This window comes from Nonomuraea fuscirosea (assembly GCF_035917475.1).
Lineage (GTDB): Bacteria > Actinomycetota > Actinomycetes > Streptosporangiales > Streptosporangiaceae > Nonomuraea > Nonomuraea fuscirosea.
Genome location: NZ_CP109074.1, coordinates 6,270,551 through 6,295,556, shown reverse-complemented (window position 1 = coordinate 6,295,556; position 25,006 = coordinate 6,270,551). Strand labels below are relative to the sequence as shown.

Annotated in this window: 27 protein-coding genes and 1 riboswitch; of the genes, 20 read left to right on the top strand and 7 right to left on the bottom strand. The window is 73.3% G+C overall.

Going from position 1 to position 25,006, the window contains the following annotated elements; translation table 11 throughout:
- Positions 1-106: 106 nt before the first annotated feature.
- The 5 genes from OIE67_RS28705 (at position 107) to OIE67_RS28685 (ending at position 4,658) form a co-directional block, all read left to right on the top strand.
- The gene (locus OIE67_RS28705; RefSeq protein WP_245956045.1) at positions 107-703 is read left to right on the top strand and encodes a molybdopterin-dependent oxidoreductase; all 597 of its coding nucleotides are present in this window, start codon (positions 107-109) and stop codon (positions 701-703) included.
- 64 nt (positions 704-767) lie between these two features.
- Positions 768-1,988, top strand: coding sequence for a sensor histidine kinase (locus OIE67_RS28700; protein ID WP_326626233.1), 1,221 nt, complete (start codon positions 768-770; stop codon positions 1,986-1,988).
- 66 nt (positions 1,989-2,054) lie between these two features.
- The gene (locus OIE67_RS28695) at positions 2,055-2,795 is read left to right on the top strand and encodes a LytR/AlgR family response regulator transcription factor (protein ID WP_106244874.1); all 741 of its coding nucleotides are present in this window, start codon (positions 2,055-2,057) and stop codon (positions 2,793-2,795) included.
- Between the two features lie 10 nt (positions 2,796-2,805).
- Positions 2,806-3,186, top strand: a complete 381-nt coding sequence (locus tag OIE67_RS28690) for a hypothetical protein (RefSeq protein ID WP_326626230.1) — start codon at positions 2,806-2,808, stop codon at positions 3,184-3,186.
- Positions 3,183-4,658 (top strand): sodium:solute symporter family transporter, encoded by a 1,476-nt coding sequence (locus OIE67_RS28685; RefSeq protein WP_326626229.1) that lies wholly within the window; start codon positions 3,183-3,185, stop codon positions 4,656-4,658. The genes OIE67_RS28690 and OIE67_RS28685 overlap by 4 nt, the downstream gene beginning before the upstream one ends.
- A gap of 371 nt (positions 4,659-5,029) precedes the next feature.
- Here OIE67_RS28685 and OIE67_RS28680 read toward each other — a convergent pair whose 3' ends face one another.
- Positions 5,030-5,869, bottom strand: coding sequence for a deoxyribonuclease IV (locus OIE67_RS28680; protein WP_326626227.1), 840 nt, complete (start codon positions 5,867-5,869; stop codon positions 5,030-5,032).
- 160 nt (positions 5,870-6,029) lie between these two features.
- Between OIE67_RS28680 and uraD the strand changes: the two genes are divergently transcribed.
- From uraD to OIE67_RS28645, 7 genes are read left to right on the top strand one after another with little or no spacing between them, the layout of a single operon-like run.
- Positions 6,030-6,530 (top strand): 2-oxo-4-hydroxy-4-carboxy-5-ureidoimidazoline decarboxylase, encoded by a 501-nt coding sequence (gene uraD / locus OIE67_RS28675; RefSeq protein WP_106244478.1) that lies wholly within the window; start codon positions 6,030-6,032, stop codon positions 6,528-6,530.
- A complete protein-coding gene (uraH, locus tag OIE67_RS28670; protein ID WP_326626224.1) occupies positions 6,527-6,826 on the top strand; it encodes a hydroxyisourate hydrolase in 300 nt (99 codons plus the stop codon). The genes uraD and uraH overlap by 4 nt, the downstream gene beginning before the upstream one ends.
- A 1-nt stretch (position 6,827) precedes the next feature.
- Complete coding sequence (gene pucL / locus OIE67_RS28665; RefSeq protein ID WP_326626222.1) at positions 6,828-7,688, top strand: factor-independent urate hydroxylase; 861 nt, start codon at positions 6,828-6,830, stop codon at positions 7,686-7,688.
- A gap of 6 nt (positions 7,689-7,694) precedes the next feature.
- Positions 7,695-8,555, top strand: a complete 861-nt coding sequence (locus tag OIE67_RS28660) for an FAD binding domain-containing protein (RefSeq protein ID WP_326626221.1) — start codon at positions 7,695-7,697, stop codon at positions 8,553-8,555.
- Positions 8,555-9,028: a (2Fe-2S)-binding protein gene (locus OIE67_RS28655; protein WP_106244485.1), complete on the top strand. Its 474-nt coding sequence runs from the start codon at positions 8,555-8,557 to the stop codon at positions 9,026-9,028. The genes OIE67_RS28660 and OIE67_RS28655 overlap by 1 nt, the downstream gene beginning before the upstream one ends.
- Positions 9,025-10,407 (top strand): 8-oxoguanine deaminase, encoded by a 1,383-nt coding sequence (locus tag OIE67_RS28650; RefSeq protein ID WP_326626219.1) that lies wholly within the window; start codon positions 9,025-9,027, stop codon positions 10,405-10,407. The genes OIE67_RS28655 and OIE67_RS28650 overlap by 4 nt, the downstream gene beginning before the upstream one ends.
- Before the next feature lie 39 nt (positions 10,408-10,446).
- Entirely contained in the window at positions 10,447-10,659 is a 213-nt protein-coding gene (locus OIE67_RS28645) for an EF-hand domain-containing protein (RefSeq protein ID WP_326626218.1), read from the top strand.
- 81 nt (positions 10,660-10,740) lie between these two features.
- Here the strand turns inward: OIE67_RS28645 and OIE67_RS28640 are convergent, their stop codons facing one another.
- A complete protein-coding gene (locus tag OIE67_RS28640) occupies positions 10,741-11,910 on the bottom strand; it encodes a winged helix DNA-binding domain-containing protein (protein ID WP_326626216.1) in 1,170 nt (389 codons plus the stop codon).
- Between the two features lie 122 nt (positions 11,911-12,032).
- On the opposite strand from OIE67_RS28640, the gene OIE67_RS28635 reads away from it, so the two are divergent.
- The 4 genes from OIE67_RS28635 (at position 12,033) to alc (ending at position 15,973) form a co-directional block, all read left to right on the top strand.
- Entirely contained in the window at positions 12,033-12,416 is a 384-nt protein-coding gene (locus OIE67_RS28635; RefSeq protein ID WP_326626214.1) for a hypothetical protein, read from the top strand.
- Positions 12,417-12,566: 150 nt separating this feature from the next.
- A complete protein-coding gene (locus tag OIE67_RS28630) occupies positions 12,567-13,715 on the top strand; it encodes a glycerate kinase (RefSeq protein WP_326626212.1) in 1,149 nt (382 codons plus the stop codon).
- Positions 13,716-13,718: 3 nt separating this feature from the next.
- A complete protein-coding gene (gene allB, locus OIE67_RS28625) occupies positions 13,719-15,032 on the top strand; it encodes an allantoinase AllB (protein WP_326626210.1) in 1,314 nt (437 codons plus the stop codon).
- Positions 15,029-15,973 carry an allantoicase gene (gene alc / locus OIE67_RS28620; RefSeq protein ID WP_326626208.1) on the top strand — a complete coding sequence of 315 codons (945 nt, stop codon included), beginning with the start codon at positions 15,029-15,031 and terminating at the stop codon, positions 15,971-15,973. The genes allB and alc overlap by 4 nt, the downstream gene beginning before the upstream one ends.
- A 49-nt stretch (positions 15,974-16,022) precedes the next feature.
- On the opposite strand, the gene pknB is transcribed toward alc, so the two are convergent.
- The 4 genes from pknB to OIE67_RS28600 form a co-directional block, all read right to left on the bottom strand.
- The gene (gene pknB, locus OIE67_RS28615) at positions 16,023-17,951 is read right to left on the bottom strand and encodes a Stk1 family PASTA domain-containing Ser/Thr kinase (RefSeq protein WP_326626206.1); all 1,929 of its coding nucleotides are present in this window, start codon (positions 17,949-17,951) and stop codon (positions 16,023-16,025) included.
- Between the two features lie 191 nt (positions 17,952-18,142).
- Positions 18,143-18,898, bottom strand: coding sequence for a thiazole synthase (locus OIE67_RS28610; RefSeq protein WP_326626204.1), 756 nt, complete (start codon positions 18,896-18,898; stop codon positions 18,143-18,145).
- Positions 18,891-19,091, bottom strand: coding sequence for a sulfur carrier protein ThiS (gene thiS / locus OIE67_RS28605; protein WP_326626203.1), 201 nt, complete (start codon positions 19,089-19,091; stop codon positions 18,891-18,893). Before thiS ends, OIE67_RS28610 begins: the two co-directional genes overlap by 8 nt.
- A complete protein-coding gene (locus OIE67_RS28600) occupies positions 19,088-20,479 on the bottom strand; it encodes an FAD-dependent oxidoreductase (RefSeq protein WP_326626201.1) in 1,392 nt (463 codons plus the stop codon). Before OIE67_RS28600 ends, thiS begins: the two co-directional genes overlap by 4 nt.
- Positions 20,469-20,586: riboswitch (TPP riboswitch) on the bottom strand. Its footprint overlaps the gene before it by 11 nt.
- Positions 20,587-20,644: 58 nt before the next feature.
- Here OIE67_RS28600 and OIE67_RS28595 point away from each other — a divergent pair.
- The 3 genes from OIE67_RS28595 to thiE are packed head-to-tail and all read left to right on the top strand — an operon-like array spanning position 20,645 to position 22,829.
- Complete coding sequence (locus tag OIE67_RS28595; protein ID WP_407674755.1) at positions 20,645-21,808, top strand: NAD(P)/FAD-dependent oxidoreductase; 1,164 nt, start codon at positions 20,645-20,647, stop codon at positions 21,806-21,808.
- A 30-nt stretch (positions 21,809-21,838) separates the two neighbouring features.
- Positions 21,839-22,213, top strand: a complete 375-nt coding sequence (locus OIE67_RS28590) for an Rv2175c family DNA-binding protein (RefSeq protein WP_326626197.1) — start codon at positions 21,839-21,841, stop codon at positions 22,211-22,213.
- Entirely contained in the window at positions 22,191-22,829 is a 639-nt protein-coding gene (gene thiE, locus OIE67_RS28585; protein WP_326626195.1) for a thiamine phosphate synthase, read from the top strand. The genes OIE67_RS28590 and thiE overlap by 23 nt, the downstream gene beginning before the upstream one ends.
- 94 nt (positions 22,830-22,923) lie before the next feature.
- Here thiE and OIE67_RS28580 read toward each other — a convergent pair whose 3' ends face one another.
- Positions 22,924-23,991 (bottom strand): polyprenyl synthetase family protein, encoded by a 1,068-nt coding sequence (locus OIE67_RS28580; protein ID WP_326626193.1) that lies wholly within the window; start codon positions 23,989-23,991, stop codon positions 22,924-22,926.
- A gap of 148 nt (positions 23,992-24,139) precedes the next feature.
- Here OIE67_RS28580 and metF point away from each other — a divergent pair, with 148 nt between their 5' ends.
- Positions 24,140-25,006, top strand: a complete 867-nt coding sequence (gene metF / locus OIE67_RS28575; protein WP_326626191.1) for a methylenetetrahydrofolate reductase [NAD(P)H] — start codon at positions 24,140-24,142, stop codon at positions 25,004-25,006.

The window sequence follows — 25,006 nt, the reverse complement described above, 5'->3', positions numbered from 1 at the left end:
ACTCAAGTTACCCATGAGTAGGAAAGCGGGCGCGTACCCGGGCGCGAGCCGCCGGCGCTCCGATGGCAGGATGGCCCAAGACGCGAGACCGGTGAGGGGAGTGATCGTGGAGGAGTCGCGCCTGCCTCCAGGCCAGTACGTCCCGCGCGGCCGGCCCGTGATCCACTACGGCCGGGTGCCCGCCTTCAAGCCGGACACCTGGGACTTCCGCGTCTTCGGCGCCACCGCCTCGGGCGAGGAGCGCCACTTCACCTGGGCCGAGTTCGAGCAGCTGCCCCGCACCACCCGCGTCGCCGACTTCCACTGCGTCACCAAGTTCTCCCTCATGGCCAACGAGTGGTGCGGCGTCACCCCCGACACGATCATGCGGGCCGCCCCGCCCGCCCCCGGCGTACGCCATGTGATGATCTGGGCCGAATACGGCTACAGCGCCAACCTGCGGATGGCCGACTTCGCCGCGCAGGACACGCTCTTCGCCCTGGAGCTCGACGAGAAACCGCTCAGCCCCGACCGCGGCTTCCCGGTGCGGGCCGTGGTCCCCCACCTGTACGCGTGGAAGAGCGTCAAGTGGGTGCGCGGCATCGAATACCTCCTGGAGGACCGCAGAGGCTTCTGGGAGGAGCGCGGCTACCACAACCTGGCCGACCCCTGGCGCGAACAGCGCTACTCCTACCAGGAAGAACCCGGCGAAGGCCCGGCCTGAAGTCACCCTTTCTTCACTCTCTGTTTCGCTTCGGACACGGTAGGTTGTCGACTACGGTTTCGGCATGCTGACCACCGCGTGCGTGGCGCTGTCCTCCCTCCTGGCCTTCCTGCTCGGCCTCGCGCTGGCGCGGCTCCTGTGGTGCCGTCCCGCGCCGCCGGGCGAGCACAGGACGGACGACGCGACCTTCACCGCGCTGCACCTCGCCGCGATGGCCGCCCCCGCCCTGCGGGCCGGCCTCGACCGTGACTCCGCCCGCAGGGCCGTGCGGCATCTGCGCGTCCTGCTCGGCACCCGCGCCGTCGCGATCACCTCCACGGAGGCGGCGCTGGCCTGGGAGGGGCCGTGCACCGACGACGTGCTCACCTACGCCCGCGCCACCCTGGCCGCCGGCCGCACCCAGGTCTTCCCCGGCCGGGCGCTGCCGCACGAGCGCGCGTCCGATGCCGGGCCTGATCGCGGGCCCGATCATGGGCCTGATCATGGGCCCGAGCATGGGGCGGTCGTGGTGCCGCTGACCGTGGACGGCACCGTGGTCGGCGCGCTGGCCGCCTTCGACGACGAGGTGAGCGCCGCGCTCGTGCGCACCGTCGCCGAGGTCGGCCGCTGGGTCTCCGGCCAGCTGGAGCTGGCCGAGCTCGACGTCTCCCGCCGCCGCGCGCTGGAGGCCGAGATGCGCGCCCTGCGCGCGCAGATCTCGCCGCACTTCGTCTACAACGCGCTCACCACGATCGCCTCGTTCGTCCGCACCGACCCCGCGCGGGCCCGCGAGCTGCTGCTCGACTTCGCCGACTTCTCCCGGTACGCGCTGCGCCGCGCGCACGACTTCACCACCCTGGCCGACGAGCTGACCTGCGTCGACCGCTACCTGCTGCTGGAGCGCGCCCGCTTCGGCGACAAGCTGCGCTTCAGCATGCAGGTGGCCCCTGAGGTGCTGTCCGTGCTGGTGCCGTTCCTGTGCTTGCAACCGCTGGTCGAGAACGCCATCAAGCACGGCATGCGCGGCCCCGGCACCCCCGGCGAGGTACGCGTCGTCGTCCGCGACGCCGGCCCCGAGGCGCACATCACGGTCGAGGACGACGGCGCCGGCATGGACCCGGAGTGCGCCAGGCGCATGCTCGACGAGGACCCCGCCCGCGAGGGCAGCGGCATCGGCCTGGCCAACGTGGACCTGCGCCTGCGCCAGATCTACGGCGACGGCTACGGGCTCGTGGTGGAGACGGCGCTCGGCGCGGGCACGAAGGTCCGGCTGCGCGTGCCCAAGAGTCAGCTCAGCTCTCTGTAGCCGAATCATTACGCTATGCTTGCGTGGCTCTGGTGACCTCTGCTTTCCTACGGCAGCGTGATGGACATGTTGAGAGTTCTGGCCGTCGACGACGAAGTGCCTGCTCTGGAGGAGCTCGCCTATCTGTTGCGCCAGGACGACCGGATCGAACACGTCACGACCGCGGCCGACGGCGTCACCGCACTGCAGGACATGGTCCAGATGGTCGGCGGCGGCGAGCGGCTCGACGGGGTCTTCCTCGACATCCGCATGCCCGGCCTCGACGGGCTCGACCTCGCCCGGCTGGTCGGCGGCTTTCCCAGCCCGCCCAAGCTCGTGTTCGTCACGGCGCACGAGGAGTGCGCCGTGCAGGCGTTCGAGCTGGAGGCCGTCGACTACCTGCTCAAGCCGGTCAGGGCCGAGCGGCTGGCCGAGGCGGTGCGCAGGCTGGAGGCCGCCAGCGGCCCCGCGCCGCTGCCGGGGCAGGACGACGTCATCCCGGTCGAGCTGGGCGGGCGCACCAGGTTCGTGCCGCAGCAGGCCGTCTGGTACGCCGAGGCCAAGGGCGACTACGTGCGCCTGCACACCGCCGACGGCAGCTACCTCGTCCGCATGTCGCTGGCCGCCCTGGAACGGCGCTGGGCGGAGGCGGGCTTCATCCGCGTGCACCGCAGCACGCTCGTCGCGGCGCGTCACGTCAGCGAGCTCAGGTTCGAGGGCGGGCGGGTGACGCTCACCGTCGGCACCGAGGAACTGCAGGTCAGCAGGCGGCACAGCCGGCAGGTACGCGAGCAGCTCGTCCGCCAGCACCGGGACGTGATCTCGTGAGGACGGCCCGGTGAACGCCACGCCCGGGGCCACCCCTGACGCCGGGTCCGGCCCCGCGCCAGGTCCCGCACCCGACCCCGGGCCCGACCCCGCGCCAGGTCCCGCACCCGACCCCGCCCTCAGCCCCACGTCAGGTCCCGCGCCCGGCTCAGTGCGCGACGGCGTGCGCGACGGCGTGCCGGGCGATCCCGTGGCCGCCCTCGCCGGGCGGCAGTTACGGCAGGCGCTGCGCACCGTGGGCGCCGTCGCCGCGCTGCTGGCCGGGCCCCCGGTGCTGGCGATGTGGGTGCCCGACCCCCGCGCCTGGGTCGTCCTGTCCCTGGCGGTGCAGGGAGTCTGGGTGGGCCTGGCCGTCCTGCAGCTCAGACGGGCGGAGCGGCTGGAGAGATGAACGTCGCGGTGCTGACCGGGATCGCGTTCGTCCTGGTGCTGGGCGTCATGGCGGGCGCCGCGCGGCCCCGCCGCGTGTCCGGCGTCCCCGTCGCCGCCAGGGGAGTGCCACCCTGGTGGAACGGGGCCGCGATCAGCTCCGAGTTCACCTCGGCCGCCGCCTGCCTGGGCACGGCCGGGCTCATCGCCACCCACGGCTCGCCCATGTTGTGGTACCCGACGGGCGCCGCCGCGGGGTTCGTCGTCATCCTGGCCCTCGTGGTCGCGCCGCTGCGGCGCTCGGGGACGTACACGCTGCCCGGGTTCGCCGAGTGGCGGCTGCGCTCGGCGCGGCTGCGCCGGCTGACCACCTGCTGCGTCCTCGTCGTCGGGCTGGCGTTCATGGTCGCCCAGCTGCACGCGGCGGGGGTCGTGGTGCGGCTGCTGACCGGGCTGCCGCCGTGGCTGGGCTGGGCGGCCGTCGCGGCGGCGGCGCTGGCCGTGGCCGTCGGCGGCGGGCTGGGCAGCGTGACGAGCGTGCAGGCCGCGCAGTTCTGGCTCAAGCTCATCGTCTTCCTCGGGGTCGGGATCGTCTGCTGGTGGCTGGCGGAGGAGGGGGCCGTGACCTGGTTCGAGGGCGCGTACCGGGGCGGGGGCGCCGGGCTGGCCGGCGCGGGCGACCCCTCGCTGCCGGGGGTGCTGGCCGTGCTGCTGGCGTGCGCGCTGGGCACGATGGGGCTGCCACACGTGATCATGCGGGTGCGCACCGACAGGGACGGCCACGCCGCGCGCCGCTCCATGGTGGCCACCCAGGCCATGCTGGCGGCCTTCTGCGTCGTGCCGCCGCTGTACGGGCTCATGGGGCACGCCCGGCTCCGCGGCGCCGCCGCGGACGAGATCGTGCTGCTGCTGCCCGCCAGGCTGTTCCCAGGGGCCACCGGGGAGGTGCTGACGGGCCTGCTGGCCGCGGGGGCGTTCGCGGCCTTCCTGGCCACCGCGGCGGGCGTCCTGGCGGCCGTGGGCGGCGCGCTGTCGGCCCGCGCGTCCAGGGCCGGGGCGCGCTCGTTCCGCGCGGCCGTGGTGGCGGTCCTGGCGGCTGCGCTCGGGCTCACGGCGGTCACCGCCCCCGGGGCGTCGGTGGCGCTCGTCCTGCTCGGGCTCAGCCTCTCCGCGGCCACGTTCTGCCCGCTGCTCGTGCTCGGGATCTGGTGGCGGCGGCTGACGGACGCGGGCGCGGCGGCCGGTATCGTACTCGGGGGCGGTTCGACGGCGGTCCTGGTGATCGGGGAGCAGACGGGCGTGCGCATGGGCGCGCTGACCTCCTGCCCCGCGCCGGTGGCCGTGCCGGTCGCCTTCGCCACGATGGTCCTGGTCTCCCTGGTCACGCCCGGCAGGACACCCCGTGACGTGGGCCGGATGATGGCCAGGATGCATCTGCCCGAGCATCTCGCAGGCCCCCTGACCTACCGCTCGTCGCACCGGGACGACCGCTGATCGCGGCAGCACTCTCCGTACATCGCTGACTACGCACCGTTCAGCGAGCTGTCCTTGAACAGGGTTTCTCCCGCAAGATCGCAACCGTAGTGTTTCGGCATCGGAGAGCTCTTCCGGCGCATCGGGAGGGACGGGCCGCACGGCTCACGATCGGCCCGATGCGCGGGATTCACCGGCGACGCGCAGGTCGCCGCGGCTGTCGGGCCCTTGACCGGGGGGTTGGGCCCGCCACGCCGGTTCCGTGAAGGGGCGCCCGCGAGGCCGTCGAACCGGGCCTCGTGATCCGGCACGCGGGGGCGGCCGGATCGCGTGAGCGGGCGCCCCTTTCATGGGCGCCGACCCGTCGGGCGTCTCGCCCGCGTCCGTGGCGATCAGCCGTCGCGCAGCTTCTTCAGCAGCGTGATGTCCTCGGCGTGCTTGGGCGCCTTGCCCGGCGTCTCGATGCAGAGCGGGATGCCGGCCGCCGCCGGATGCCGCATGAGGTCGCCGAACGGCTCGGCGCCGATGTGGCCGGCCCCGATGTTCTCGTGGCGGTCCTTCTTCGCGCCGCACACGTCCTTGGAGTCGTTGGCGTGGATCAGCTTGAGCCGCCCGGGCGCGATCGTGTGCAGCGCGTCCAGCGTCTCCTTCACCCCGCCCGCTGCGGCGAGGTCGTGGCCGGCGGCGAAGGCGTGGCAGGTGTCGAGGCAGACGCACGCGCGCGGATGCCAGTCGAGCGCGGCCAGATAGGGCTCCAGGTCCTGCACGGTGGCGCACAACATCGCGCCCTGGCCCGCCATCGGCTCCAGCAGCAGATCTGGCCCGCCCTCGGGGATCTCCTCCAGCAGCGGCAGCAGGTTGTCGTGCAACTGGCGCAGCGCCTCCTCGCGCGACTGCGTCACCGCCGAGCCGGTGTGCACCACGACCCCCTTGGCGCCGGTCTCCACCCCGCGCCGCAGCGTGTGGCGCACGATCGCGATGGAGTTGCCCAGCGTCTCGGGGCTGGGCGAGCCGAAGTTGACCAGGTAGGGCACGTGGATGTAGGTCTCCACCCCGGACTCGGCCAGCTTGGCGTCCTCGGCGGGCTTGCCCTCGGTGAGCGCCCACCCGCGCGGGTTGGTGACGAACACCTGGATCATCTCGGCGCCGATCTCGGCCATGTATTTCAGGCCGCCCGTCGCCAGGCCGCCGGCGACGGATACGTGTCCGCCGATCAGGGATTTCACGGTCATGATGACCCTCAGTTTAGGACCCGCGGGCGGATGCGGCGGCAGGTACGGCCGGGGCGCGCCCGGCGATTGGAGCATGACACGAAAACCGCCCCGCGCGGGGGCCGCCCGTTGGAGTTCTCACGGATGGACCGGGCACGTAGCGCATGTGTGTACTGCTGACATGTCACAAACGCTGACCGCGTTCAACGCGCGATCACCGGCCGAGGCGGAGGCCGGGCTGCTGAGCTGCTGCGCCTCGAAGGCCTTCGCCGGCGAGGTGGCCGCCCGGCGGCCGTACGAGAGCCTCGACCGGCTCCTCGCCACCGCCCGCGCCGCCGTGCTGGCGCTGGGCTGGGACGACGTGCTGGAGGCGCTGAGCGCGCACCCCAGGATCGGCGAGCGGCCGGCCGGGAGCGGGCGGGAGGCGTCCTGGTCGCGGCGGGAGCAGTCCGGCGTCGAGGACGACCTGCGCGCGGCGCTCGCCGAGGGCAACCGCGTTTACGAGGAGCGTTTCGGGCATGTCTACCTCGTCTGCGCAACCGGGCTGACGGGGGCCCAGATGCTGGACAGGCTCAACGAGCGGCTCGGCAACGACGAGGCGCGCGAGCGCGACGTCGTACGCGGCGAGCTGGCCGCCATCACCCGGCTGCGGCTGGGCCGGCTCATCGAGGAGGGGGCATGAGCTTCTCCACCCACGTGCTCGACGCGGTCACCGGCCGCCCGGCCGCCGGCCTGCGGGTCCGCCTGGAGCACGACGGCCGGGTCGTCGCCGAGGGCCGCACGGACGCCGACGGCCGGCTCAAGGGCTGGGACCCGGTGGCCGGCGTGCACCGCGTCGTCTTCGACACCGGCTCCTACCTGGAGGAGACGTTCTACCCCGAGGTGGTCGTCACCTTCGCCGTGACCGACCCCGCCCAGCACTACCACGTGCCGCTGCTGCTCAGCCCGTACGCCTACTCCACCTACCGAGGGAGCTAGATTGACCGTCAAGCTCGGCGCCAACCGCTACGGCAAGGCGGAGACCAGGCTCGTCCAGGTGGTCAGGCAGGGCCCCGTCCACCACGTCAAGGACGTCAGCGTCAGCACCTCGCTGTCGGGCGACATGGAGGCCGTCCATCTGACCGGCGACAACGCCACCGTGCTGCCGACCGACACGCAGAAGAACACCGTCTACGCCTTCGCCAGACGCCACGGCGTCGGCCAGATCGAGGCGTTCGCCCTCCGGCTGGCCAGGCACTTCGTCGCGTCGCAGCGCTCGATCCACCACGCCAGGGTGGAGATCGAGGAGTACGGCTGGAACCGGACCGGGCCCCACTCGTTCGTGCGCGACGGCGGCGAGGTGCGCACGTGCGTGGTGCACCACGACGAGGACGGCCGCAGCACGGTGGTGTCCGGGCTGAAGGACCTCGTGGTGATGAACTCGACCGGGTCGGAGTTCCACGGCTACATCGTGGACGAGTACACCACGCTGGAGCCCACCACCGACCGCATCCTGGCCACCGCCGTCGCCGCCCAGTGGCGCCACTCGGACGCCGGGTCCGACTACGCGACGGCGTACGCGGAGGTGCGGCGCTGCCTGCTCGACGCGTTCGCCGGCACGCACAGCCTCTCGCTGCAGCAGACCCTGTACGCCATGGGGGAGCGCGCGCTCACGGCCTGCCCCGAGATCTGCGAGGTCAGGCTCGCCATGCCGAACAAGCACCACTACCCGGTCGATCTGTCCCCGTTCGGCCTGGACAACGACAACGAGGTCTTCTTCGCCGCCGACCGCCCCTACGGCCTCATCGAGGGCGGCGTGCTGCGGGAGGACGCGCCCGACGCCGGATTCGCCTGGGAGTAGGCAGTAATGGATTTCTTGCGCCCCACGACATGGGACGAGGCGCTGGCCGCCAAGGCGGACCAGCCGGACGCCGTGCCCATCCAGGGCGGCACGGACGTGATGGTCGAGCTGAACTTCGACGTGCGCAGGCCGCCGGCGCTGCTCGACCTCGGCCAGGTGGCCGAACTGCGCGAATGGTCGACCGCGGGCGGCATGTGCCGGGTGGGGGCCGGGGTGCCGTACACGGCCGTGATCGAGGAGCTCGGCGCGACGCTGCCGGGCCTGGCCCAGGCCGCGCGCACGGTCGGCTCGCCGCAGATCCGCAACCGCGGCTCCGTCGGCGGCAACCTGGGCGCCGCCTCACCCGCCGGCGACAGCCATCCGCCGCTGCTGGCGGCGGGGGCCGTGGTCGAGGTGGAGTCGCGCGGGCGCGGCGTGCGGATGATCCCGGCCGCCGAGTTCTACCTCGGCGTCAAGCGCAGCGCGCTGGAGCCGGACGAGCTGATCAGGGCCGTGCACGTGCCGCCGGCCACCGGGCCCCAGTACTTCTCCAAGGTCGGCACCCGCAACGCCATGGTGATCGCGGTGTGCTCGTTCGCGCTCGCGCTGCATCCCCGCGAGCGGCGCGTCGGCACCGGCATCGGCTCGGCCGCGCCCACGCCGCGCCGGGCGATCGAGGCCGAGCGACTGCTGGCCGCGGAGCTCGACTGGGACGCGCCGCTCGACCCCGCGCTGCTGCGCCGCTTCGGCGACCTGTGCGCGCGGGCCGCCGCGCCCATCGACGACGTGCGCGGCACCGCCGCCTACCGGGTGCACGCGATCGGCGTCATGGCCCGCCGTACGCTCACCTGGGCCTGGAACGACCATCTGGGGAAGAGGGCCGCCTGATGCGCGTCACGTTCACCGTCAACGGCCGCGAGCAGAGCGCGCAGGACGTCTGGGAGGGCGAGAGCCTCCTGTACGTGCTGCGCGAGCGCCTCGGCCTGCCCGGCTCCAAGAACGCCTGCGAGCAGGGCGAGTGCGGCTCCTGCACGGTCTACCTCGACGGCGTGCCCGTCTGCGCCTGCCTGGTCGCCGCCGGGCAGGCCGAGGGGCGGCAGGTGCGCACGGTCGAGGGCCTGGCCGAGGGCGACCGGCTCGATCCCGTGCAGGAGGCGTTCGTGGAGTGCGGGGCCGTGCAGTGCGGCTTCTGCACGCCCGGCCTGCTGGTGCAGGCGCACGACCTGCTGGAACGCGTGCCCGAGCCGTCGGACGCCGAGATCAGGGAGGCGCTGGCGGGCAACCTGTGCCGGTGCACCGGCTACGAGAAGATCCTCGACGCGGTAAGGCTCGCCGCCGCACGGAAGGGCGCCGCCTCATGAACCTGCCCGACGACCTGCCTACCGGCACCATGCTCATCGACAACGTGCACATCGCCCCCGTCGCCGGACCCGAGGTCCGGTCAGGACACATCAGGATCGAGGGCGACCGCATCGCGAGCCTGGGCCCCGGGCCCGCGCCCGACGTCCCCGGCGCGACCAGGATCGACGGCGGTGGTTGCCTGGCCACCCCCGGCCTGGTCAACACCCACCACCACCTCTACCAGTGGGCCTCGCAGGGTCTCGTCCAGGAGGCCACCCTGTTCGAGTGGCTGACGGCGCTCTACCCGGTGTGGGCCGCGCTGGACGCCGAGGTGGTCAGGGGCGCGGCCACGGCCGGGCTGAGCTGGCTGGCGCTGTCGGGCTGCACCACCGCCAGCGATCATCACTACGTCTTCCCCAAGGGCCGGGGCGACCTGCTCGCGGCCGAGATCGAGGCCGCCCGCGAGGTGGGCCTGCGCTTCCATCCCGCGCGCGGCTCCATGGACAGGGGCGAGTCGAAGGGCGGGCTGCCGCCGGACTCCGTGGTCGAGGAGCTGGACGACATCCTGGCCGCCACCGCCGCGGCCGTGGACGCCTACCACGACCCGTCGCCCTCCTCGATGCTGCGCGTGGTGGTCGCGCCCTGCTCGCCGTTCTCGGCCAGCGCCGAGCTGATGACCGAGTCCGCCGCCCTGGCCAGGGCCAGGGGCGTACGGCTGCACACGCACCTCGCCGAGACCCTCGACGAGGAGGAGCACTGCCTGGAGCAGTTCGGGGTGCGCCCGGTGGACTACATGGAGCGGCTGGACTGGCTGGGCCCCGACGTGTGGTTCGCGCACGCCGTGCACCTGAGCGACGGCGACCTGGACAAGCTGGCCGAGACCGGCACCGGCGTCGCGCACTGCCCCTCCTCCAACGGGCGGCTCGGCGCGGGCATCGCCCGCGTCTCCGAGCTGCTGCGGCGCGGCGCGAACGTGGGCCTCGGCGTCGACGGCGCCGCCTCGTCCGAGCTCACCCCGCTCGTGGGCGAGATGCGGCAGGCGCTGCTGATCCAGCGGGCTCGGTACGGGCCGCAGGCGCTGACCGCCAGGCAGGCGCTGGAGCTGGCCACGCTGGGCGGCGCCCGCAACCTGGGACGTCAGGACGAGCTGGGCGCGCTGGAGCCCGGCAAGCTCGCCGACCTCGCGCTGTGGCAGGTGGACGGGCCGTTCACCGCCGCCGTCGCCGACCCGGTCTGCGCGCTGGTCTTCGGGCCGCCGCCGCCGCTGGCCCTGCTGCTGGTGGGCGGGCGGACGGTGGTGGCCGGCGGCGAGCTGAGGACCATGGCCCAGGACGCGGCCGGGCGCGCCGGAGCCGAGGCCCGCGGGCGGCTGGCCAAGCTGGCGGAGGGCGCCCACTAGGCTGGGAAATGTCGGAAACATGTAGGAAAGGCGGATCCCGTGTCGGCGCAACTCCCTGACGAGCGGCTGGCGCAGCTCAAGAGCACCTTCGCCGCGATCGACACCGACGGCGACGGCTACATCAGCGAGGCCGAGCTGCAGCGGCACTTCCCCGAGCTGCCTGCGGAGGCGCTCGGGGCGATGAGCCAGGAGGCCGACTCCGACCAGGACGGCCGCTACTCCTTCGAGGAGTTCGTCCGCACGATGGGCTGACCCTCGCCCGCTTCGACGTGATGCCGTGCGGGAACGCGGCCTCACGTCGCGCGGATCCACCGGCGTCCGCCTCGTGACGGATCAGGGGGCGGACAGGGCGCGCTCCAGCGGGGTCCTGAACCGGGGCGTCACCCTGACCTCGCCGACCCACGACGCGAGGAGGGCCGCCTCCGTCTCGATCGCGGCCTTCGCGTCCGCGCCCACGTCCTCCAGCAGCCGCCACACGATGTCGCCGTCCCGCCGCTGCGCCCAGCCGCCCACCACCCGGCCGTCCCACCACACGGTCGGGCCCACGTTGCCGCTGCGGTCGAACAGCTCGGCCCGGTGCTCGCCCGGCAGGTACCAGTCACGCTCCTGCCACCCCATCGGCGTCGGGTCGAGCGCCGGCAGCAGCGCCGCCCACGGCTCCCCGGCCTCCTGATCCCGCGGCAGGTCGTCGGGCAGCACGTAGCCGGTGCCGCCGCCGTCCAGCTCCACCGCCACCGCCCCGGTGGCGGCCAGCGCGCCGCGCACATCCTTCAGCGTCCACCCGGTCCACCACTTGAGGTCCGCCTCGGTGCCGGGGCCGAACGCCGCCAGCCAGCGCGCCACCAACTCCGTCCGCGCCTCGTCCGCGGTCGGTTGCGCCGGCTCCTGGGCCGGCTCCTGGGCCAGGGCCCAGTAGTGCGTGCCGCTGACCCAGGTGCCGGACACGCGCGCCCGGCGTACCAGCAGGCCGTCCATCGCCATCAGCGGCAGCAGCCGCGAGCCGACGCTCACCACGCCCTCGTACGGCTTGCCCACGGCCACCCTGACCTGCTCCCGCAGCCGCGGCTCCAGCACGCCCAGCCCGGTCGCCGTCTGATCGCCCGCCTCGGCCAGGATCCGCAGCACGGACGCCTCGACGTCCTTGAACCACGCCTCGTCCCAGCCGCCCGGTGCCAACGCCTTCAGCATCGAGGCGCGCTCCCTGCGGGCGATCGCCGGCATCGTCGAGTGGTGCACGACCGGCACCAGCTCCGCCGGCACCACGAACACCGTGCGCCGCATCCCGGTCATCCGCACCAGCGTGTGCTCGGCGTACAGGGCCCGCTCGACCGGCTCGGGCCCGGGCGCCATGAGGCGGGCGCCGGCCGACAGGAACACGGTGGCCGGATCGGTGCCGTGCAACGCCACCACGGCCGCCGCCACCTCCTCGGGCGTGCCCGCCTTGACGGCCAGCCGATGCCGCACTCCGAGCCGCGCCCGCCGCTCCCGCGTAGAAATTCGCACGAAACCCCCAATCCCGCGCTGAGCCTAATCGACCAGGCCGGCCACCGGGGAGGGCCGCACCCTCATCCGAGGACGCGGACGTCAGGCGTCTGGGCCGTCGCGGTGGCAAGCAGGTGGATCTCGTGGCGAACGAGGTGGGCGAGTACAAGGAGGTCGGGGCGTTCAACACCGTCTTCCCGCGTAAGGTGCGTGCCCTTGAGGTCACCGCGGACGGCGCGTGGACGCTCCAGGTGCTGCCCATCACGAAGGCCCGGTACTGGGCGATCAAGGCGAAGGGCGCCGGCCCCGACGTGATCCGCCTGACCGCGCCGCTCAGGGCCGCGCGGCGGATCACCCTCCGCCACCACGGCGAGTCCAACTTCATCGTGTGGGCCCTCGACAACCGGGGCCGTGTCACGAAGCTGCTCGCCAACAGGGTCGGCGACTACAGGGGCCGGGTGCTCCTCCCCGCCGGTACGCGTTACGCCACCGTCGAGGCGGACGGCGTGTGGAGCATCGCCCGGTAGGTGTGATCTTCGCGCGTGCCACCAGGACGGGGACCGGCGTGGTCTCCTGAGGGACCCCGATGTCAGGATGATGAGTCACGCCTTCCTGCCCGCTCGCACCGGGCAGGAAGGCGTGTCAGGACATTGTTCATCATCAGGTGGGAGTTCGTAGTGGTTCAGCACGTACTGGTCGCCCCCGACAAGTTCAAGGGAACGCTGACGGCGGCCGAAGTGGCCTCCCGGGTGTCGGCGGGTCTCGGCGTGCCCACCGTGGAGCTGCCGGTCGCCGACGGTGGTGACGGGACGGTGGACGCCGCCGTGGCGGGCGGCTTCGGCCGGATCACGATCGAGGTCACCGGGCCCACCGGCGAGCGGATCCCCGCCTCGTACGCCTGGCAGCCCACCGGCACCGCCGTGGTCGAGCTGGCCGAGGCGTCCGGGCTGCGCCGCCTGCCCGGCGGGCACGAGCCGCTGACCGCCACCAGCTACGGCACCGGCGAGCTGATCGCCGACGCCGTGCGCCGCGGCGCCAAGCGGGTGGTGCTCGGCCTGGGCGGCAGCGCCTGCACCGACGGCGGAGCGGGCATGGCCCAGGCCCTGGGCGCCCGCCTGCTCGACGACGAGGGCCGCGACCTGCCGCGCGGCGGGGCCGCGCTGAAGAGCCTGGCCCGCATCGACCTGTCCGGTCTGATCGACCTCGCGGGCGTGGAGTTCGTGGTGGCGAGCGACGTGGACAACCCGCTGCTCGGCCCGCACGGCGCCGCCGCCGTCTACGGCCCCCAGAAGGGCGCCACCCCGGACGACGTCAGGACGCTGGAGTCGGCGCTGTCCCGCCTGGCGGCCATCGCCACCGCCACCCACGGGCTCATGGGCGCGGTCGAGCACGACGGCCCCCCGCGCGCCATGGGCGTGGCGGGCGCGCCGGGCGCGGGCGCGGCCGGCGGCGTCGGGTTCGCCGCGATGGCGTTCCTGCACGCCGAGCTGCGGCCCGGCATCGGCTACCTGCTCGACCTGCTCGGCTTCGGCGAGGTCGTGCGCGGCGCGCGGCTGGTCGTCACCGGCGAGGGCTCGCTGGACGAGCAGTCGCTGCGCGGCAAGGCGCCGGTCGGCGTGGCGCGGGCCGCCGCGGCCGCCGGCGTGCCGGTGGTGGCCGTCTGCGGCCGCCGTACGCTCGGCGACGAGGAGCTGAAGACCGCGGGCATCGAGGCCGCCTACGCCCTGACGGACCTGGAGCCCGACGTGAGCCGCTGCATGGCCGAGGCGGGCCCGCTGCTCGAACGCCTCGCCGCCCGGATCGCCGAAGACCGCCTCGGAAGGTGATGGATGACCTCGTTCGACCTCGTCGTCAGATCCCGCAGGACCGTCACGCCCGAAGGTGAGCGGGCGGCGGCGGTCGCCGTACGGGACGAGAAGATCGCCGCCCTGTACGACTACGCCGCGCCGCTCGACGCCCCCGAGGACGTGGACCTGCGTGACGTGGCCCTGCTGCCCGGCCTGGTGGACACGCACGTGCACGTCAACGAGCCGGGACGGACCCACTGGGAGGGGTTCGACTCCGCGACCAGGGCCGCCGCCGCCGGTGGCGTCACCATGATCGTGGACATGCCGCTCAACTCCCTGCCGCCCACGATCGACGAGCCGGCCCTCGACGCCAAGCTGCGCGCCGCCGGCGGGCGGTGCCACGTGGACGTCGGCTTCTGGGGCGGGGCCGTGCCGGGCAACGTCAAGGACCTCGCGCCGCTGCACCGGCGCGGCGTGTACGGGTTCAAGTGCTTCATGTCGCCGTCCGGGGTCGAGGAGTTCCCGCACCTGACGGTCGCCGAGCTGCGGCTCGCCCTGGAGGAGGTGGCCGGGTTCGGCGGGCTGACCGTGGTGCACGCCGAGGACCCGGCGCTGCTGGCCGAGCCGGCCGGGCCGGGCTACCGGGAGTTCCTGGACTCGCGGCCGGGAGCCTCCGAGCGCAGCGCCGTCGAGCAGGTCGTCCGGGTGGCGGAGGAGTGCGGGGCCCGGGTGCACATCCTGCACGTCTCCAGCGCCGACTGCCTGGAGGTGCTGGAGGCGGCCCAGGCCAGGGGAGTGGCGGTGTCGGCCGAGACCTGTCCCCACTACCTGACGCTGACCGCCGAGCAGGTGCCGGAGGGCGGGACCACGTACAAGTGCTGCCCGCCGATCCGCTCCGAGGCCAACCGCGACCTGCTGTGGGACGGGCTGGCCCGCGGGGTGCTGAGCTGCGTGGTGTCGGACCACTCGCCCTCGACGGCCGACCTCAAGGTGCCCGACTTCGCCGCCGCCTGGGGCGGCATCGCCTCGCTGCAGCTCGGGTTGCCGGCCATCTGGACGGAGGCCGCGCGCCGGGGACACGGGCTCGGGGACGTGGTCCGCTGGATGTCCGCCAACCCCGCCGCGCTGGCCGGGATCTCCGGAAAGGGCGGGATCGAGGCGGGCAAGGACGCCGACCTGGTGGCCTTCGACCCGGCAGCCGACCTGCTGGTGGACGCCGCCCGGCTGCACCACAAGAACCCCGTCACCCCCTACCACGGCCGCACGCTCAAGGGCGCCGTCCTGACCACCTGGCTGCGCGGCCGTCCGGTGGACGGCGAGCCGCACGGACGACTGCTGATGGGAGCCCGCCGATGACCCCGTTCACCCGCCTGCCCGACCTGGCCCTGCGCACGTTCGGCGGCTCCGTCGTGGCGGCCAGCGACGAGTCGTTCGCCGAGAAGGAGAGCCTGATCAGGCCGGGGCGTCCGGCGTTCAGCCCGGAGACGTTCGGCGGCAAGGGGCAGGTGTACGACGGCTGGGAGACCCGCCGGCGCCGCTCACCCGGGCACGACTGGGCCGTGGTGCGGCTGGGCCTGCCCGGCGTGATCAGGGGCGTGGTGATCGACACGGCCTGGTTCAAGGGCAACTATCCGCCGTACGCGTCCGTGGAGGCGACGGCGGCCGACGGTCATCCGTCGCCGGACGACCTGGCGCGGGCCCGGTGGACGGAGATCGTGCCGCGGGCGGAGCTCAAGGGCGACACGGAGCACCACTTCGAGGTCGCCGGTGAAGACCGCTACACCCACGTGCGGCTCAACATCCACCCCGACGGCGGCGTGGCCAGGCTGCGCGTGCACGGCGAGGTCCGCCCCGACCTGTCCGTCCACGAGGGCCTCGGGCTCGACCTGGCCGCGCTCGCCAACGGCGGCCTGGTCACCGCCTGCTCCGACGAGTTCTACTCCGCCCCGAACAACGTCATCGCCCCCGGCCTGGCCCGGCACCAGGCGGAGGGCTGGGAGACCGCCAGGCGGCGCGACGACGGCAACGACTGGATCGTGATCAGGCTGGCCGGGCGCGGGCTGATCAAGCTGGCCGAGATCGACACCACCAACCTGCTGTTCAACGCGCCCGCCGCGGTCGCGCTGACGGGGCTGGACGGGGAGCGCGAGGTGCCGCTCCTGCCCAGGACCCCGCTGCTGCCGGACACGCCGCACCGCTTCCGCCTGGACCATCGGGAGCCGGTCTCCCGTGTACGGGTGGACATCTACCCTGACGGCGGCCTGGCCCGCGTCCGCCTGCACGGCCACCTCGCCTGAGCCGCCCCCGCCGCCCCGGCCGCCGGCTGGGGCGGCGGGACCGGCGGCGTCACTGCCAGAGGAAGACCACGCTGCCCGGCGGCCGCTCGCTGTTGGGCAGCGGCCGCTGGAACTGCACCACACCGCCGTTGCTCAACCGGTTGACCCGCACCTTGAACCCCAGCGCCTCCAACTCGGGCTTGGCGTCGTTGATGTTCTTGCCGATGACGCCGGGCACGACGCTGAACTGCTGGTCGTCGCGGGCCTCGTTGTCGCCGCGGAACCACTGCCACCAGTCCGTCTGGCACCGCGCCACCGTGATCATGACCGCCGCGCCCTGGTCGACCTCGGACTTGGCCTTGGGCGACTGGGCGATGACCGAGCACGGCTCGGCGTCGTCGTCGACCTCGTTGACCTGCACCTTGAAGCCCTGCCCGCCGAGGAAGCCGGCCGCCTCGTCCTTCGGCATGCCGCCGACGTCGGGCATGACGAGCCCGGCGCTGACGAAGATGTTGATCTTGGCGCTCTTCCTGACCTTCTCGCCCACCTGGGGCGAGGTGCGGATCACCTTGTCGCGCTCGACCTGCTGGTTGGGCAGCCGCTTGACCGTGCCGACGGTCAGCCCCGACTTGGCGATGGCGGCCCGGGCCTCGTTGCTCGACCGGCCCGACACGTCGGGCACGACGATCCGCTCGGGGCCGAGGGAGAGCACCAGCGTGACCGTCGAGCCCTTCTCCAGCTCGGCCTTGGCCGCCGGGTCGCTGCTGAGCACCAGGCCCTCGGCCACCTTCTCGTCGTACTTCCCCTCGGCCTGGCGCATCAGCAGCCCGCGGCCGGTGATGGTCTGCTCGGCCTCCGCCGCGTTCTTGCCGACCAGGTCGGGCACGGTGACGAGCTCGGGCTGGGCGAAATACCAGCCCGTCAGCCCGACCGCCACCACCATCACGGCGGCCAGCGCCACCAGGAACCAGCTGGGCCGGAACCCGCGCCGCCGCGGCTCCTCCGCCGCCCGCGGCTGGATCATCGTGTGCGCCGGCGCGGCCTGCGGCATCGAGCGCGCGCCCGTGACCGGCCCGCCCGCCGGATGGGCGTAGACCGTCGTCGGGTTCACGCCCGGCGCCATCGGGCCCGAGCCCGGCGGGGTCGTCGTGCGCGGCAGCATCCGGTGCGCGTCCACCGCGGCGACCAGCATGGCCGTCGCGTCGGCCGGCCGGTCCTGCGGCTCGCGGGCGGTCGCGTGCGCCACCAGCGTGTCGACCAGCGGCGGCACCTCGGGCGTCACCGAGGACGGCGCGGGCACGGTGTCGTGCACGTGCCGGTAGGCCACCGACATCGGCGTCTCGCCGTCGTACGGCTGCTGCCCCGTGACCAGCTCGAACAGCATGATGCCCGCCGCGTAGACGTCGCTGCGCACGTCGGCGGCGCCCGTGGTGACCTGCTCGGGCGCCATGTAGCCGATCGTGCCGATCATCACGCCGGTACGGGTCTGGTTGGTCGCCTCGATCGCCCTGGCCAGGCCGAAGTCGACGACCTTGACCCGGCCGTCGTCGGTCATGAGGACGTTCTCCGGCTTGACGTCGCGGTGCACCAGCCCGGCCTGGTGGGCGGCGCCGAGCGCGGCCAGCACCGGGATCAGCAGCTCCAGCGCCTCGCGGGCGGGCAGCCTGCCGCGCTCGCGCAGGATGTCGCGCAGCGTGCGGCCGGGGACGTATTCCATCGACAGGTAGACGACGTCGTTGTCGGTGCCCTGGTCGAAGACGTGCACCACATTGGGATGGGAGAGGCTGGCGACCGACTTCGCCTCGCCGATGAACCTTCTGACGAACGCCGGGTCCTCGGCGAGCGAGCGGTGCATGACCTTCAGCGCCACCGTCCGGTCGAGCCGGATGTCCAGCGCGAGGTAGACGGTCGCCATACCGCCCCGGGCGATTCGGCTCTCGATGCGGTAGCGCCCATCGAGGAGCCGTCCGACCAGGGGGTCCGCAGTCGTCGTATCCACCCCGCTGAGTTTACGGGCGTTTTGCCACTGGCAGGGCCCCACCGCCCGAAACCGATGCGGAGACGTTTCTCGTCGCGGGGCCCCGCTCTCGTCGCGAGGCCCCGCCGAACCCGGCCGGGCGGGTTCGGCGGCGTCGGCTCATGGGTTACGGGACGTCGGCTGGCGGGGTTACGGGGACGTCGGCTCGTGGCCTACGGAGTCGTCGGGGAGGAGGCCTCGGCGTAGCGGCGGCGGGGGATGCGCCCCGCCTGGCGGGCCAGCCGCCCGGCCGCGACCGCGCCCTTCATGGCCGCCGCCATGAGGTCGGGCCGCTGCGCCCTGGTGACGGCCGTGGCCAGGAGCACCGCGTCGCAGCCCAGCTCCATCGCCAGCGCGGCGTCGCTGGCCGTGCCGATGCCCGCGTCGAGGATCACCGGGACGGAGGCGGCCTCCACGATCAGCTCGATGCTGTGCGGGTTGCGGATGCCCAGCCCCGAGCCGATCGGCGCGCCCAGAGGCATCACGGCCGCGCACCCGGCCTGCTCGAGCCGCCGGGCCAGGGCCGGATCGTCCCCGATGTACGGCAGCACCACGAACCCGTCGGCCACCAGCCGCTCGGCCGCGTCGAACGTCTCGATCGGGTCGGGCAGCAGGGTCCGCTCGTCGGCGATGACCTCCAGCTTGACCCAGTCCGTGCCCAGCGCCTCCCTGGCCAGCCGGGCCGTCAGCACGGCCTCGCCCGCGGTGAAGCAGCCCGCCGTGTTGGGCAGCACCTTGATGTCGCGCCGGCGCAGCACGTCGAGCACGGAGCCGCGCGAGCCCGGGTCGAGCCGCCGCATCGCCACCGTGGTCAGCTCGGTGCCCGACGCGGCGAGCGCCTGGTCCAGCACCTCCAGCGAGGGCGCGCCGCCGGTTCCCATGATGAGCCGGGAGGAGAACTTCTCCCCGGCGATGATCAGATCATCCACCTTGCACCGCCGTCAGGATCTCCACGCGGTCACTGTCGCCGAGCGCCGTCGTCTCCCAGGCGCTGCGGGTGACCACCTCGTCGTTCAGGGCCACGGCCACGCCGGTGGTGGCCGAGGTCAATGTCTGTACGGCCTGCGCCACGGTGGTGCCGTCGGCCACCTCGTGCGCGGCCCCGTTGATGGTAACGATCATGAAATTCCCTGAAATCTCTCCGGCGAGCACAGCGCCGCCAGCTCGCCCTCCTCGCCCAGCAGGATGGCCGTCGTGAGCGGGGCGAGCAGCACTCCACCCCGGTGGTGCCCGGTCGCGAACGTCAGCCCCGGCGTCCCGCTGGGGCCGATGACCGGCAGGTTGTCCGGCGTGCCCGGCCGCAGCCCCGCCACCACGTCGGCGACCTCCAGCTCCGTGATGCCGGGAACCAGCTCCCTGGCGTCGCGCAGCAGCTCGTACAGCCCGCCGGCGGTGACCCTGGTGTCGAAGCCCATCTCCTCCTGGGTGGCGCCGACCACCAGCTCGCCGTCGCCCCGGGGGACCAGGTAGACCGATGAGCCGTGCACGGTGCCGCGTACGCACCGGCTCAGCAGCGGCTGCGGCGACCGCAGCCGCATGATCTGACCCTTGACCGGCCGCACCGGCACCTCGGCCAGCTCGCCGCTCCACGCCCCGGCGGTCAGGATCACCCGCTCGGCCCTGATGTCCGCGCTGGTCTCCGCCCGGGTCTCCGCTCCGGTCGCCGCCCTGCTGCCCGTCCTGGCGCCGGCCGTGGTGCACGCTCCGGTCTCCGTCCTGGCGCCCGGTCTGACCTCACCGTGCCCGCCGCCGTGCCCGCCGCCGTTCCCGGTCCAGCCGTTCCCGGTCCCGCCATTTCCGGTCCCGTACGGCTCCGGCGGCGCGAGGCGTACCCCGGTGACCCGGTCGCCTTCACGCAGCAGCTCGGTGACGCGGGCCCGCACCACCTCGGCGCCGCGCCGCTCCAGCGCGGTCAGCAGCGCCGCCGTCACCCGGCGCGGATCCACCCAGGCGTCGCCGGGCGCGAGCAGCCCGCCACGCACGGACGGGGCCAGCATGGGCTCCAGGCGGCGGCATTCGCGCCCGGTGAGCCGCTCGACCGGCAGCCCGAGTTTGTCCATGAACGCCGCCAGCTCGTCCAGCGCCGCCAGGTCGTCGGCCCCGAACGCGACGTCAAGGGTCCCCTCGGAGCGCAGATCCAGCGCGAGCGGATCGCCGCCCGCCGCGCCGTCACCGGCGAGCCCGATACCGGCGCCCGACCCCGGGCTCGCGCGCCCGGCACCGGCGCCCGGCCCGGCATCGCGATCTTCACCTGGTTTCGAGCCGGCGAGCCCGGCGTCCTCGGTGAGTTCGGCGGCGAAGGCGGGCCAGCGGCGCAGCGACGCCACTCCGAGCCGCAGCAGCGGCGCCTCGGTGTAGGTCACCTCGCTGACCGGGGCCAGCATCCCCGCCGCGGCATAGGAGGCGCCCCGCCCGGGCGCCGGATCGACCACGGTGACCTGCCGCCCCGCGCGGGCCAGCCGCCACGCCACGGAGAGGCCGACGACCCCGCCGCCCACGATCACATCCACCTGCGCTCCCTTCGCCGGCATGATCCGGATCAGGTGTCTTGCGGTCGAAGGCCCGTAGCAGCCTTCCTCTCAGCCCGGTGAACGGCCGGACTCCCGCGCGTCTTACGTGCACAGCCTACGGCCTCGGTGCGGCGGCCGCGCACCGCCCCCGTTATGGTCATGAACGTGAACCATGTCGTGGTGGTGGGAGCGGGCCTGGCCGGGCTGCGTACGGTCGAGGCCCTGCGAGGGCGCGGATTCGGCGGCCGGATCACGCTGATGGGCGAGGAGCGTCATCGGCCCTACGACCGCCCGCCCCTGTCGAAGGCCGTGCTGAAGGGCGACGCCGACACGAGCTTCGTCGACACCGACCTCGAGGCCCTGGAGGTCGACTTCTGGCCGGGCGTCAGCGCGAAGTCGCTGCGGGCCGGCGTCGTGGAGACCACCGAGGGCGAGATCGGCTACGACGGCCTGGTCATCGCCACCGGCGCCGAGCCGATCAGGCTGCCGGGCGACGGCCTCCAGCACGTGCTGCGCACCCTCGACGACGCTCACGAGCTGCGTGCCGTGCTCGTCCCCGGCGCCCGCGTCGCGATCATCGGCGCCGGCTGGATCGGCGCCGAGGTGGCCACCGCGGCCCGCCGCGCCGGATGCGAGGTGACGGTCATCGAGAGCGCGCCGGCCCCGCTGACCACCGCCGTCGGCGCCGAGATCGGCGCGCGCACCGTGCCCTGGTACGACGGCATCGACCTGCGCCTCGGCGCCATGGTGGACGCCGTCGACGAGGGCGGCGTGCGGCTGGTGGGCGGCGAGTTCGTCGAGGCCCACGTGGTCGTCACCGGCATCGGCGTGCGCCCCGCCGTCGGGTGGCTGGCCGACGCCGACATCGACCTGCACAACGGCGTCGTCACCGACGAGCACCTGCGCGCCTCGCTGCCGGGCACCGTCGCCGTGGGCGACTGCGCCGCCTGGTGGTCGCGCCGCTGGGGCACCAGGCTCAGGGTGGAACACTGGGACACCGCGCTCAACGCCCCCGACGTCGCCGCCGCGACGCTGCTGGGGGAGGAGGCGGTCTACGACCCGGTGCCCTACTTCTGGTCCGAGCAGTTCGGCCACATGATCCAGTACGCCGGCCATCATCCGGCGGGCGAACGGCTCGTCTACCGGGGCGAGCCCGAGGGCAAATGGTCGGCCGTCTGGCTCACCGCGGACGACACCCTGGCCGCCGTGCTGGCCGTGGACCGGCCGCGCGACCTCGTACAGGGGCGGCGGATCATCGACGCCGGCCACCGCCTGGACACGGAGCGCCTGGTAGATCCACAAGTCTCTCTACGGGATTGTGTTGTTTGAGCAAGCACGCCATGTGGTAGTTGTGGTTTCGTGACGCTTTCTGTTGCACAGATCGACCGGGAGACCGACCAGCTCGTAGACGAGTGGCTCACGCTCCCCGAAGTGGCTACGCGCCTTGACCTTTCGATCGGGCGGGCCAAGCAACTCCTGAAGGACCACAAGCTCCTCGGCGTACGCCGGGGCGGCGGCGGGCCACAGGTGCCCGCGGTGTTCCTCGACGGAAAGGACGTGATGAAGGGCCTGCCAGGCACCCTGACCGTGTTGCAGGATGCCGGCTACGACGACGTCGAGTCGCTGCGCTGGCTCTTCACCCCCGACGAGTCGCTGCCAGGATCGCCCATCGAGGCGATCAGGGCCGGCCGTCATACCGAGGTCAAGCGGCGTGCCCAAGCCCTCGGTTTCTGACGCGCGCCTCTATCTCTGCACAGACGGCCGCCGCGACCGCGGCGATCTGGCGGAGTTCCTCGACACGGTGCTGGCCGGCGGCGTGGACATCATCCAGCTGCGGGAGAAGAACCTGGAGGCGCGCGAAGAACTCGCGCTCCTCGAGGTCTTCCGCGACGCCTGCGACCGGCACGGCAAACTGCTGGCCGTCAACGACCGGGCGGACGTCGCGTACGCCGCCCGGCCCGACGTGCTCCACCTGGGGCAGGACGACCTTCCTGTGACGGTCGCGCGAGAGATACTCGGCGACGACATCGTCATCGGACGGTCCACCCACTCCGCCGCCGAGGCTTCCGCCGCGGCCGTGGAGGAGGGCGTCGACTACTTCTGCTGCGGCCCCGTCTGGCCCACGCCGACCAAGCCCGGCCGTCCCGCTCCCGGCCCGCCGCTGCTGCGGCACGCGGCGTCGCTGGGCACCTCGCGGCCGTGGTTCGGGATCGGCGGCATCGATCTCGCCAACCTGGACGAGGTGATGTCCCACGGGGTGAGCCGGGTGGTGGTCGTACGCGCGATCACCGACGCCGACGACCCGGGCGCGGCCGCCGCCGAGTTCGCCAAGCGCCTCTCGACAGCCTGACGACCGGCGGGCGACCGGCTGACCGGCGCAGGCCGGCAGGTGGCCTGCTGACCGCTTGGTCGGTTGGTCGGCCGGCGGGCCGGCGGGCTGGTCGTCAGGTCTTGCGGGATGTGGCGGCGATGGCCAGGTCGGTGAGCGCGGCGCGCGCCTGCGCCGTGACCGGGGCCGAGTCGAGCGCCGCCAGCGCCTCGCCCAGGTAGTCGCCGATCAGGTCCTCGCACTCCCGCAGCGCCCCGGTGTCGTCGATGATCTGCCGCAGCGTCTCGACCCCGCGCTCGTCCAGCGCGGGATCGCCGAGCAGCCGGCGCACGCTGCCGGCCTCGGCGGGCGAGGCCGCGGCCAGGGTGCGAGCCACGAGCATCGTCCGCTTGCCCTCCCGCAGGTCGTCGCCGGCGGGCTTGCCCGTCTGCGCCGGGTCGCCGAAGACCCCGAGGATGTCGTCACGCAGCTGGAACGCGATCCCGACCCGCTGCCCGAAACCGGCGCACAGCTCGTCCATCCACGGCGCCAGCTCCCGCCCGGCCAGCGCGAGGCCCAGCCTGAGCGGCTGCTCCACCGAGTATTTTCCGCTCTTGTACAGCGCCACCCGCAGCGCCGACTCGAACGAGTTCTCCCCGTGCGCCTGCTCCAGCAGGTCGAGATACTGGCCGCACATCAGCTCGGTGCGCATGTGGTCGTGGACGGGCTGAGCCGCCTCCAGCGACTCGCGCGGCAGCCCGCAGGCCCGCCACATCTCGCCCGACCAGATCAGCAGCAGGTTGCCCAGCAGGATCGCCGCGCCCTCGCCGAACTGCTGCGCCGACCCGTGCCAGCCAGAGTTCTCGTGCATCGCCTGGAAGCGGCGGTGCGCGGACGGCATGCCCCGGCGCAGGTCGCTCTTGTCCATCACGTCGTCGTGCACCAGCGCGCTGGCCTGCAGCAGCTCCAGCGAGGCGGCGGCGGTGAAGATGCCGGGCACGTCGGTGCCGCCGGCGCCGCGCCAGCCCCAGTAGCAGAACGCCGGCCGCAGCCGTTTGCCGCCGGACAGCAGTTTGTCGGCCGCCTCGCGCAGCGGCGCGAACTCGGGGTCGCCGCCGTCGGGCAGCTGCCGTTCGACGAACTCTCCGAGGGCGCGCTCGACCTGCGCGCGCAGGATCTCCAGGCCGGCTGCGTCAGTGGTCATGTCCATGAGACTAGTGGCCGGAAGCGAGGGTGCGGATCTCCAGGGTGTCTGTCTGACCGGCAGGTCTGCGAGATGTGGCGCTAATCTTGTGGGCATGGCTCTTGGTCGACCCTCCGTAAGGCCCGATCGTGTTCCCACCGTCCGCGACATGCTCGCCGCCGGTGGCCGGTCGTTCTCCTTCGAGTTCTTCCCGCCGAAGACCGACGAGGGGGCCCGGCAGTTGTGGCGGGCGATCAGGGAGCTGGAGTCGCTGCGGCCCACGTTCGTCTCGGTGACGTACGGCGCGGGCGGCTCCACCCGCGACCGCACGGTCGACATCGTCGAGCGGATCGCCCACGACACCACGCTCACGCCGGTGGCGCACTTCACCGCGGTCGACCACTCCATCCGCGAGCTGCGCCACCTCGTGGGGCGCTTCGCCGACGCCGGCGTGCGCAACATCCTGGCCGTCCGCGGCGATCCTCCCGGCGACCCGTCGGCCGAGTGGGTGCAGCATCCCGAGGGCGTGCTCTACGCCGAGGAGCTGGTCCGCCTGATCCGCCAGGCGGGCGACTTCTGCGTCGGGGTGGCCGCCTTCCCCTACAAGCATCCGCGTTCGCCCTCCATCGAATCCGACACCGAATACTTCGTCCGCAAGTGCCGGGCCGGGGCCGACTACGCGATCACGCAGATGTTCTTCCAGGCCGACGACTACCTGCGGCTGCGTGACCGGGTGGCGGCCCGGGGCTGTGACACGCCGATCATCCCGTGCATCATGCCGGTCACCCAGATGAGCACGATCGCCCGCTCCGAGCAGCTGTCGGGGGCGCCGTTCCCGCCGGACGTGGCGGCCAGGTTCGAGGCGGTCAAGGACGATCCCGCGGCGGTGCGGCGGCTCGGCATCGACCACGGCGCGGAGCTGTGCCAGCGGCTGCTCGACGAGGGCGCGCCGGGGATCCACTTCATCACGTTCAACCGGTCGAGCGCGTCGCGCGAGGTGTTCCAGCGGCTGGAGCGCATCCCGCTGTCCGCCTGA